This is a genomic window from Parapedobacter sp. ISTM3 (genome assembly GCF_016533505.1).
Taxonomy (GTDB): Bacteria; Bacteroidota; Bacteroidia; order Sphingobacteriales; family Sphingobacteriaceae; genus Parapedobacter; species Parapedobacter luteus.
The window spans coordinates 398,777-409,521 of sequence record NZ_JAENGN010000003.1 but is presented as its reverse complement, the minus strand read 5'-3'; the positions used below and the strand labels follow the sequence as shown (position 1 = coordinate 409,521).

Below are 10,745 nucleotides of genomic sequence, written 5' to 3'. Positions count from 1 at the left end.
CACCACCCGTTCCGGATGAAAGTACACCAGTGAAGAGGCCAATAATCTGTATCCGCCCTATGAACTTGTCGACTTCCCCGAATTAAGACTGCGTAATTTTACAAAATTCTCTTCAAATTAACCTAAACCTAAATACCCTAACACGCCTGTCTATCGCCTTCAAAAGCGGATAAAGCGGCATATTCGGTTGGAGGCATATTGCCAAGACTGTCGTGCGGTCTGTGATTGTTATAATCATCCATCCATTGCCAGGTAACTTCCCTTACCTCATCAAGGGTGTCAAACAGGTAGCAGTCCAATACATTATCACGGTAAGTCCCGTTCAATCTATGATACTCCCTATTTGCTGGACAACTTTTGCACTAATTTAAGATATAATCACGACACATTTTTGATTATCTGATAGAACCTTTCGTCGGGTGTTATCCGGCCGATCGATTTATGCCTTCTCTCGGTATTGTAGAAGCATACATAATCCTTTACCTGCCGATATAGATCGACCCCACCGTTTGGTGGATTCAGATAGATTTTCTCCCTTTTGAGCGAACCCCAGAACCGTTCGATGTAGATATTGTCCAAAGCCCGGCCCTTACCGTCCATGGATATTTTCACCTCATGCTTTTTAAGTGCTTCGATGAATACCGAGGATGTGAATTGGGATCCTTGATCGGTGTTGAAGATTTCCGGTTTCCCGTGCCTTTCCATGGCACCCAGCATGACATCCCGGCACCATTCGGCACTCATCGTATTGGAAATGTCCCAGCCCATAATTTTACGGCTGTATACATCGATGATGGCAAACATATACATGAATCCACGGAACATGGGGATGTAGGTGATATCCGCCTGCCAGACCTGGTTTGCCCGGTCGATCTTCAGGTTCCTGAGCAGGTAGGGGAATTTATAATCCCCCTTGTTTGCCTTGCTGAGATTCTTCTTGGGATGAATGGCCTTCAGGTTCATAACCTTATACAATCGCCTGATGCGCTTTTCCCCTACAGAATAACCCAGGTCCATTTTCAGGTATGCGGTCATCCGCTCCACCCCATAGAACGGACAGTCCAGGAACTTCCGGTCAATTGCTTTCATCACCCGCTGGTTGTACAGGGATTCCCCTTTGGGCTTGAAATAATAACTGCTACGCGGCAGCTCGATGACACTGCATTGCTGGTAAACACTCAACTTTTTATAAGGTGGGCAAACAAGCCTGCGCTTTTCTTCCAAACTCATTTGCCCAATACTTTTTTTAAGAAATCCACCTGTATCTGCAATTCCCCGATCTTTGAATACAGTTCCTTCTCCTTGGATTCATCTTTGGCCGAAGCATGATCCTTACTGAATACCGATTCAGCTTTATCCAAAAACTCCCGCTTCCAGGTGTTGATCTGTGTAGGATGAATCTGGTATTTGGCGGCCAGCTCATGCACCGTCTGCTGCTCCTTGATCGCTTCGATGGCTACTTTAGCCTTAAAGCCTGCACTGAATTTTCTCCGTTCTTTTTTCATTTTTCAACTGCTAAGTTAAACATTTAAGCAGCTGTCCAATTTTTGGGGAGTATTATAGCCGACAGGGGCTTGCTAACTAACCAATTATAAACCTAAATTATGAAAAGACAAAATCTTACTAACTGACTATATAACGCACCCTGGCCCCGCTTTGTTACAGCAGGATTGTTAAGATATGTTAAAAAGACAATGAAGTGATAAAAAGAAACCCGTTACCTAAAAGATAACGGGAATCCGCCCCAATGGGATTAGGGGCTATCAACCTAAACCTGAGACGAAGATAAGAATTATCTCACCAAACTCAAAACCCATCCGACCATTTCCACCCAATCAGCGCCATACGATAGCTTCTTGGCCATTACGGAAAACCGTAATGTAACACCATTTAAAATCACAACCTTTGGATTGGCGTTTTGCTGCATGCAATTATTTTAAAACTGGCTAATTAGCCGTTGATTCATTAACGATTTAAGGGGGATAGCAGGCGCATGACCATCTCCCCTATTTAAAGTTTGGGATTTTATTATATTAGTTTTTAATTTTAACGAAACCAATCGTGACCTGGGCCTGAGTCGCCATCACTCGGACCCGAACTGGCTTCAACCTTTCCATTATCAACGAATGCAAAACGCATTTTTTTAATTTAATTCAACACCTGACTCCCGTTTACGTGACCAGCCTCCGTCTGTTCAACGGTTCAGACCTTCAGGTTTAGCACCTTTATGCTTTGTATTCTATCATATCTGAAACTCCGTCTTTCCTTCTTCTTACAGCAATAGGCCTGTAAATAATCGGATGACGTTTTTGTCGACTTAGGGACGACAAAATAGTCTTTTATGGTTCTTGTTGTTACGTTGCCAGCGCGGTTAATATATGTTAAAACCAAATAGTTCTTTTCGTCCGAATATTTCGCTATAAAGTCATTGAATTCTGTGAATAAGCCTTCCCATGCAGGGGCCCTACTTCCTTCTGTGAAATCGAAGTCAGGAAACGCGTCGCCAAGAAACAGATTGTCCTTGGAAATTTGCGCGGCGAAATCAGGAAGCGGTATGTCCAACACTAGGGTTTTGTTCTGAATCCAGTCATAAGCTTTTAGGGTATAGCTCCCATTTATATATGAAACCTCTCTGGGCTCCAACAACGCGAATGGTTCAGAAAACTGGCTTTGCAATATCGGTTCAAGTAAAGAAACGTCCACTTGATATGTAACCCCTTTCTCGATATCAGAAGACAAAATTGCTACTTGTTCTGATACATCCTCTATAGGCTCAAAACATTCCAGTGGCAGCATACTCACGCTCCATTTGTCACTCGCAGCGTTATAATACCTTACCTTAAAATCGACTTTTGGATGATGATGCTTTCTCTTGCCTGTTTTGGTGTCGAATACAGACTGCACTTTAATGCTCGTTTACTTAACTTCGATAACCTCCAATGGCGGGCAAACAAAGCTTAACAACGACGAGTAAGAAGATAATTTATCGACGTCCTTTTCGAACGCTTTTGTCTCTTTAACTTTTTTAAGCTCTAATCTACTCGTAATAAAGTTGACACTTTTATTTTTCCATTTTTTTCTAATTTCCCTAAACTCCTCGCTGTCCTCAGTAAGGTTGGACGAAGCGAGGTGATCCGCACTTCTACTTTTAATGATCTTAATGGAATCAAAGTGAAACCAGGATTCAGAGAAGGAGTTCGTTTTTAAAGAAAACCAAACGCATTTGCATTTACCTTTTCCCTTTTCCGTTAAAAGTTCCCCCGTTTGTTCATGATACATCGTCTTTACCTCCTCGTGGATTTCAACGACAACCATGAGCGGGAGAACGTTGGTGGGTTCTCCTGCGATTCTGACATTATAAATTTCTTTAAAATAGGGATGCGCGTTTACTGCGACAATATCGCCAAGGTTAGGTATTACGGTCATAGCATAATTTAATTTTTTGCGAAATATAATGTATTTATTATTTTTGGACAACGCTCTGCAGGAAATTTATTAGGGTAATGACAGCTAGAATGGGCCGGAAACTTAAACATGTAAGTTACTTGTCGTAAGTCATAGAGCTTGATAGATAAGGTTTAAAATCAGTGATGGCGATGTCTTTCAACCAGACTTTCATCATAGCCCACAAGGCCATGATAAAGAACCCAATTAGCGGGTTTACCGTTGAGAGGTGCAAGCCTATCACCCAGTCGAGCAGGGTCACCGCTAAGGTAGTTAATTTTCTTTGATTACTTTGCATATGGTGATTTCTCTTGATTGTCGAATCAAATAATAGTGCGACTCAGAGTATCTGGGAAATGGCCTTAGCCAATTCGTTGGCGTTATGTCTTAAAGTAAGCCCGCCGCACGGTAAATTTACCTGTAGAGCCTTTTGATATTTTTCAATGGAAAGACTTAAACCGCAGTATCCGTGGCTGAGAAACCGTGGATATTTACACATTACTAACCAACTTGACCTCGCACGGGACAAGAAGAAAATTTTGGAGATGATCCAGAATAAAGATTTCGTTGCCAAGTATGCCTTTTTCCCTTTAATACATGCCATTATCAAAGAGAGACGATTTAAGCGGAGCTCTGAGTTACCGGAACAAGGAAAATCGCACTCTTACAAAAGAAATGATGGAACAGTGAGATCGAATGCAAAGAACAGGCCACTGCACTATGCGACGCACCTGGACGCAGCAATATTCGGACATTACTCAGAAATTATCCTTGGCAAGTATGAGGCCTATCTGAAGAGCATTACGGGACTAGCAGACTGCGTTACGGCCTATCGCCGCATTCCCACCGGAATAGACAACAAGAACAAAAGCACCATACATTTTGCTAACGATGCTTTTAATGAAATAAAAGAACGATCGCTCCAACAAGAGTGTGTAGCCCTCAAGTTTGACATTAGAAACTTTTTTAATGAGATCGACCACGATATACTAAAATCCCAATGGGCTGAAATTCTTGGAGAAACCAGATTACCCAATGATCACTACAACGTCTTTAAAGCAGTAACCCGATTTTCTTATGTGATGCGCGACGATTTCAGGATTGATAAAAAACACTATGGCCGTCGTTCCGGATTCGATGAGCGTAAGCTCGCCAGACTTCGAAAGAAAAGGATCCACGCTTTTTTTGAATCTCCAAAAGAGTTCCGCGACGCGGTCAAATCAGGTGACCTGAAGCTACACAGATTTCCGTTTCGAAAAAACGGAAAACCCGTCGGCTTTCCGCAAGGCCTTCCTATTAGTGCTACTTTGGCTAACCTTTACTTGCTTAAATTCGATGAGAACATTCTAACCGATATTGTTAACCGTTACGAAGCGTTTTACCGTAGATATTCTGACGACATCATTGTGCTATGCAAGCCTGAAGATGCACACTTCATTGAAAACTATATGTATGATGCAATTCAAAATTTTAACGTCGACATCAGTCGTGAAAAAACAGAAAAATTCCTCTTCACCTGGAGACCATTGAACAATGGAGAAAGGGTGCTTGTATCGTGTAAAATGGAAGAAGACAAGCCATTGCGTATCGGTTATCCATTCACCTATCTGGGATTCGAATTTCATGGAAGTAAAACACTAATCAAGTCGGCCAATCTAGCGAAGTTTTATAGGCGGATGATCATTTCTACAAAGACCAAGGCGCGGCGGGCAGTACAGGCAGCTAAGAAAACCCCTGGACAGCCGTTAAAAATATATAGAAATCAATTATACAGGCTTTACGCAAGATATCCACTCTCCGCAGACAAGCTTCGGACGAAATCAAAATTTTGGGCTCAAAACGACATGGGAGAATACTATTTCCAAACAAAACGACGCCCGGCGAAACATAGCAGCAATTATCTTTCCTATGCCCACCGAGCCAGCCAGATCATGGATGAACCCGCTATTTTGAAACAAATCAACAAGCACAAAAGGATACTATTTCAAGCAATGAGCAAGCATTTAAAGAGGCAGGTCGAGCGGAACACGTAAATTATCAAAACCCATCCAACCATTTCCACATAATTAGCGCCATACGATAGCTTCTGAGCCATTACGGTAAACCGTAATGTAACATTATTTAAAATTATAACCTTTGGATTTGGGTTTGTTTTTCATGCAAAACGATGATTTTAAAAACTGGCTAATGAGCCATCGGCATTATTGATTTAGAGCAATGGTGGGTACGTGGCCATCTCCCCTATTTAAGGTTTGGATTTTATTATATTAGTTTTTAATTTTAACGAAACCAATCGTGCAGCCTGGGCCTGAAGTAAGTTGGATTTTTTGGTTAAAAAGTGACAACAGACTAAATATTGGTTTGGGGTGTGTATTCCGGGTTATTGGGCAACTTATTGATGACGGCAGTAAGTTGTCCAAAACACGCATTGCGCACTTTGGATAACCGCAACGTGTTAAACAATATAAACTCGCAATATAGAAAACAACCCAACATACTGATTAACAACACTATATAAGACACAATCAAACAGAGAGAATTGCGTGTATTTACTAGTTAGGTGCAAGTGTAACAGACAGACCGTAGAAAAATGGAAGACAATAAACAGGACATAAGCAAAATTATCACGCAGGACAAAGTCCTATTCTTTGATATGGATGGAACATTGGTTGACACGGACTATGCAAACTATCTATCGTTTAAAATGGCTATTCAGTCTGTAATAAACCCTAAACAATTTCTTCCATTCAATCCTAATGAAAGGTTTAACCGGACAATTTTACAAAGAGAATTTCCAAATCTTAAAGACAATGAGTATCAAGAAATAATACGACTAAAAGAAAGCTTTTACTCTGAAAATATCGGGCAGACAAAGCTACTTCCCTATGCAAATGAAATTTTGGATAGGTTCTTTGAATTCAATACAACAATTTTGGTGACAAATTGTAGAGAAGACAGAGCAATTATGACACTAAACCAGCACGGCTTGACTGACAAATTCAAACATAAAATATTTCGTAAGTCAATTGCTAAAGACCAACACATTAATAAATTTGAAAACGCACTAAAAACTCTTGAATTAGAACCTCAAATGATAATTGCATTCGAAAATGAACAATTTGAAATTGATGAAGCTGTTAAAGCAGGTATCCCTATTGAAAATATAATATCAGTTTAACTATGTGGAAATTTACAATCACACCGACAAAAGACCATAAAGGCAATTATTACTTGAAGAGAGAAGTTCAAGCATATTTTCATTCAAAATATTCAAGTGGTGCAGGACAATGGCAAGTAAAAGGGTCAATAGAAAATATTATTTGCACGCTTAAAAACGACATTACTCCTTATGCAGAAATTGTGCTTCAAAACGTCTGTGGTCAATTGGAAAACATTTTGAAAACAGATTTGCCCCAAGTGTTAAAATTATCTGGTAAAAACAGCCTTGTTGTCTGTGTAGTTCCAAGAGCTAAGGTAAACTACAACCCCAATCAGCTTTATTTTAAAAAAACAATTAGTAAAGTTGCAAGTCAACTACCAGGGTTCATAGACGGCTCGGAATATATAAAGCGAGTAAAAGACACAAAAACCACACATAGAGCAAGGTCAGGTCACGGTGGGAATGGTGATATGCCATATCCGAGTATTACTTTAGATACTTGCAATTTTTCATTAAATGTAAAGGGCAAAGACATTCTACTTATTGATGACCTTTACACGAATTCTGTAAATATTGACGAAGATGCTATTCAGGCACTCTTTGACAAAGGAGCAAATTCAGTAATTTTCTATTCAATTGGTGCCAAACTTGGAGTTTAACTAAAAAGTAAAAAGATGAGATATACAGACAACGCAATAAATATCATAGCTGCAAAGTCGTTCAAAAACATTGGTAGAGCTTGGATAAACAAGAACTTAAAAGGAAATGAAAGTCCTGATACAATTGTTTCACTAATAAACAAAAATTCAAAACAAGATGATGAAGTAACTTTTGATGATTTTGAATTCAGTAAGACCAAAATTATAAATCAACTTTACAAACTTGAAGAATTTTGTGACGGCATTGTTGCAATAGGTGACAAGAATTTTCCAAAATATAGGGGCAATGTAAAAGAAAGTGAACAACCAATATTTCTATTTTACAAAGGTAATTTAGACTTATTGGACACAGACAATTGCAACATAACAGTTATTGGTTTGCTCAATCCTGATGAAGCCATAGAACAGAGAGAACAAAAGATAGTAGCAGAAATTGTAAAATATGATATTACAATAGTTAGTGGTTTAGCATTTGGTTGTGATAGTATCGCACATAAACAAGCATTAAACGGTGGTAAGACAATAGCAATTCTGCCAAGTCCGCTAAATAATATACTACCAGCAAAAAACAGAAGTTTAGCATTTGAGATAGTCGAAGAAGGCGGATTATTATTATCAGAATATTTTGATGAACACAAATCTGCTATGGATTTAAGTAGCCGTTATAAAGACAGAGACAGATTACAAGCACTATACTGTGATGCAATAATATTGGCAGCAAGTTATGCTCAAGATTCTGCACAACGATGGAAACTTTTTGACCAAAAATTAGACAGTGGTGCAAGACTAGCTATGGGTTTTGCAAAAGATTATAACATTCCAAGAGCGGTTATGTATGACCAAACTCTTGACAGCAACAATCCAATGTTTGACTTGAATAGACAATTAATTTCTGAACAACGGGACATTACAATTCTAACTCAAAAGAGCTTGGAAGAACTTATTAAAAAAGTAAAGTCAAAAAAGAATAGTAAACCTGCAATACAGACAAACCTTTTTGAATGACAATTCAATTGACAAGAAAAGAACACCAGCACCTAATAACTAAGTTTTCGTTGGGCCTGCAAGGCCAACAATGAAAACCCTGTTGAACGGAACCGGATACCTACACTTATGGGGATGTCATTTTGGGTTTAGAAGATATACAAGCAGGTGGAGAGCCTGCTTTTGTCATTTAAGACTTTGATCTGTTCGCAAGACATGATTTTTACAAGTAGTTCGGTACCATGGGCACACTAGTTCCCCTACCCACAATGATTACATCGCAGGGAAAGTTCGTGCCACCCGTAAATCCAACTTTGGTGGACCACGCTTGGGCAGAAGCTCTATCGTAATCAAAGTACCTTCTTTACAACAAGGGCATCGGCGATGTAAAGTCTTTGGAGCATTGACCGGACGCTCAACACACAAAGATGACTGCAATCGCGGTAATTTCTCCCGTTTCCAACTGCTGCTCAAGATGCCATAATGCCGAATGCGGACAAATCTACGTGGCAGGATATGCATACTGAAGCGGCGTACAAATTCACTGTTGCTCAGACTCATCTCCTTCCGAATCCCTCCAGAACGATAATCCTTATAACTAAAGGTCGTATCACGATTGGTAACTGATTTGATCCGGTGATTGCTGATGGCTACCTTGTGGGTATACCTCCCCAGATACTCGATCACTTGCCCAGGACCTCCAAACGGACGTTTAGCATAGACAACCCATTGCTTCGAAAAAAGACTGTCCAAAAGATGCTGATCAGTAATCCCATTCGCTCGCAATAAACTAACATACTTGGCACGGAAAACCTTACTCAATGCCTTCACCGAAAACAAGTACTTATCACTTTTGAGCTTAGTTTTCCAAGTACCTTTTTTGTCAACTCCACCGCCCGGAATAATACAATGTAAATGGGGATGAAGACTTAGGTTTTGACCCCAGGTATGTAAGATAGCAATCATACCAAGCTGAGATGCCTCCCGCTTTCCAAATTGATTTATAGTAGCCCAAGTCGCTTCAAATAAGCATTTGTAAATTAATCCTGGATTGTGCAATGACAAGCCATGGAGTTCGTGCGGAAGCGTAAACACAACGTGGTAATAGCTGCAGGCTAAAAGATCCTGCTCACGAGCTTGTATCCACTCCATACGCTTGTGTCCTTGACACTTCGGACAATGACGATTGCGACAGCTATTGTAACTGATACTGAGATTGCCACAGCTATCACAGGAGTCCACATGACCACCTAATGCTGAAGTCCGACAATCCCGCAAAGCCCGAAGCGTCTTCTGCTGATGAACGTTGAAAGAGTGTTGTGTTAAATCGACATGTCGAAGTACGTCCGCTACTTCGAACTGCGGCTGCATACCCTGAAAACCTTATCTAATGGACTAACAGGTAACTCATCGGGTGTCTGACAAACATGCAGATACACCATCGTACTTTCGATGTTGGCATGACCCAAAAGCTTTTGCACGGTAATGATATTAACTCCATCTTCCAATAAATGCGTTGCATAGCTATGACGAAGCATATGCGTGTGAACTTCTTTCAAAATACCTGCCGCCTTGCTCACACTTTTCACAACCCATTGTACTCCTCGTTGGCTATAACGACTATCAAAATCTTTACCTTCCCCATTACCCTTGCCTTCAAATAAATACGTCTTAGGTCGTTCTGCCGAAATGTAGGTAATAAGACCTCGGATCAAGTGATCACTCAAGGGAACGTAGCGATCTTTATTACCCTTACTCTGTACAATATGAACAAGCTTTCGATCAAAATCCAAATGACGCAACTCCAGATTACGAACTTCCATACACCGCATACCACAGCCATAAAGTAAGCCGATCAATAGCTTGTGTTTTAACAAGGTCGCACTTTGAAGCATACGCCAGATCTCTTCCCGGCTCAGGATAACAGGGAGCTTCTTCTCTCGTTTGATCTCAGGTAACTTCAGGTAATCATAAGCAAGACCTTCTGTTTTCAGCAAAAAACGTAGACCATAAACCGTATGCTTGAAATAGGTTTGAGAAGGTGTTTTACTCCGTTGTTGGAGTTCGTAAAGGTAATCTTGAACTTGTTCAGCTTCCAGTTCAGTTGGCAAACACTGAAAATGTAAGGCAAGTGCAGCAACATGTCGACTGTAGCATTCAAACGTGCGCTTGCTACGACCTAAGACGGAAATATTACGCTCAAAACGTTGTAATAACAATTCAAATCCCGTAACTTCACGGCAGGCGCGATGAAGGTATTTGTTGTACCTTAGTTCCTCCGGTTCTTTTTTTTCGTTACCATATCTATTATTTTTTAGTGAATTATAAAACTATGGTTTATAGGCGAAATAAAGGCTACCGGAGGTTTAGTTCAACAGCGGTTTGGCGTAATGGCGGGTTCAGTGCTTCGTATGACAGTTTTGTGCTAGTTTCAAGTGCAGTTCTTCGATTGAACTTTTGTGCTAAAAATCCGCCACTACGCCAAGCCGCAAAACGTT

Annotated in this window: 10 protein-coding genes and 1 pseudogene; 4 read left to right on the top strand and 7 right to left on the bottom strand. The window is 40.3% G+C overall.

What is annotated here, in order from left to right; genetic code table 11:
* Positions 1-137: 137 nt before the first annotated feature.
* The 5 genes and pseudogenes from JHJ32_RS06730 to JHJ32_RS06710 form a co-directional block, all read right to left on the bottom strand.
* Positions 138-344, bottom strand: a pseudogene (locus JHJ32_RS06730) (transposase); the annotation flags it as partial.
* 34 nt (positions 345-378) lie between these two features.
* Entirely contained in the window at positions 379-1,230 is an 852-nt protein-coding gene (locus JHJ32_RS06725) for an IS3 family transposase (RefSeq protein WP_090975118.1), read from the bottom strand.
* A complete protein-coding gene (locus JHJ32_RS06720; RefSeq protein WP_090975119.1) occupies positions 1,227-1,505 on the bottom strand; it encodes a transposase in 279 nt (92 codons plus the stop codon). Before JHJ32_RS06720 ends, JHJ32_RS06725 begins: the two co-directional genes overlap by 4 nt.
* 697 nt (positions 1,506-2,202) lie before the next feature.
* Positions 2,203-2,904 carry a WYL domain-containing protein gene (locus tag JHJ32_RS06715; RefSeq protein WP_370584480.1) on the bottom strand — a complete coding sequence of 234 codons (702 nt, stop codon included), beginning with the start codon at positions 2,902-2,904 and terminating at the stop codon, positions 2,203-2,205.
* Between the two features lie 12 nt (positions 2,905-2,916).
* Complete coding sequence (locus tag JHJ32_RS06710) at positions 2,917-3,426, bottom strand: hypothetical protein (RefSeq protein ID WP_200120402.1); 510 nt, start codon at positions 3,424-3,426, stop codon at positions 2,917-2,919.
* A 461-nt stretch (positions 3,427-3,887) separates the two neighbouring features.
* On the opposite strand from JHJ32_RS06710, the gene JHJ32_RS06705 reads away from it, so the two are divergent.
* From JHJ32_RS06705 to JHJ32_RS06690, 4 genes are all read left to right on the top strand, one after another.
* Positions 3,888-5,477, top strand: a complete 1,590-nt coding sequence (locus tag JHJ32_RS06705) for a reverse transcriptase domain-containing protein (RefSeq protein ID WP_200120401.1) — start codon at positions 3,888-3,890, stop codon at positions 5,475-5,477.
* A gap of 557 nt (positions 5,478-6,034) precedes the next feature.
* Positions 6,035-6,622 (top strand): HAD family hydrolase, encoded by a 588-nt coding sequence (locus JHJ32_RS06700; protein ID WP_200120400.1) that lies wholly within the window; start codon positions 6,035-6,037, stop codon positions 6,620-6,622.
* A gap of 2 nt (positions 6,623-6,624) precedes the next feature.
* A complete protein-coding gene (locus JHJ32_RS06695; RefSeq protein WP_079206259.1) occupies positions 6,625-7,263 on the top strand; it encodes a phosphoribosyltransferase in 639 nt (212 codons plus the stop codon).
* Positions 7,264-7,278: 15 nt separating this feature from the next.
* Entirely contained in the window at positions 7,279-8,268 is a 990-nt protein-coding gene (locus tag JHJ32_RS06690; protein WP_200120399.1) for a DNA-processing protein DprA, read from the top strand.
* A 252-nt stretch (positions 8,269-8,520) separates the two neighbouring features.
* Here the strand turns inward: JHJ32_RS06690 and JHJ32_RS06685 are convergent, their stop codons facing one another.
* Both JHJ32_RS06685 and JHJ32_RS06680 read right to left on the bottom strand, forming a co-directional pair.
* Positions 8,521-9,618, bottom strand: a complete 1,098-nt coding sequence (locus JHJ32_RS06685) for an IS91 family transposase (RefSeq protein WP_200120398.1) — start codon at positions 9,616-9,618, stop codon at positions 8,521-8,523.
* Positions 9,597-10,466, bottom strand: coding sequence for a tyrosine-type recombinase/integrase (locus JHJ32_RS06680; protein ID WP_200120397.1), 870 nt, complete (start codon positions 10,464-10,466; stop codon positions 9,597-9,599). The genes JHJ32_RS06685 and JHJ32_RS06680 overlap by 22 nt, the downstream gene beginning before the upstream one ends.
* Positions 10,467-10,745: the final 279 nt, after the last annotated feature.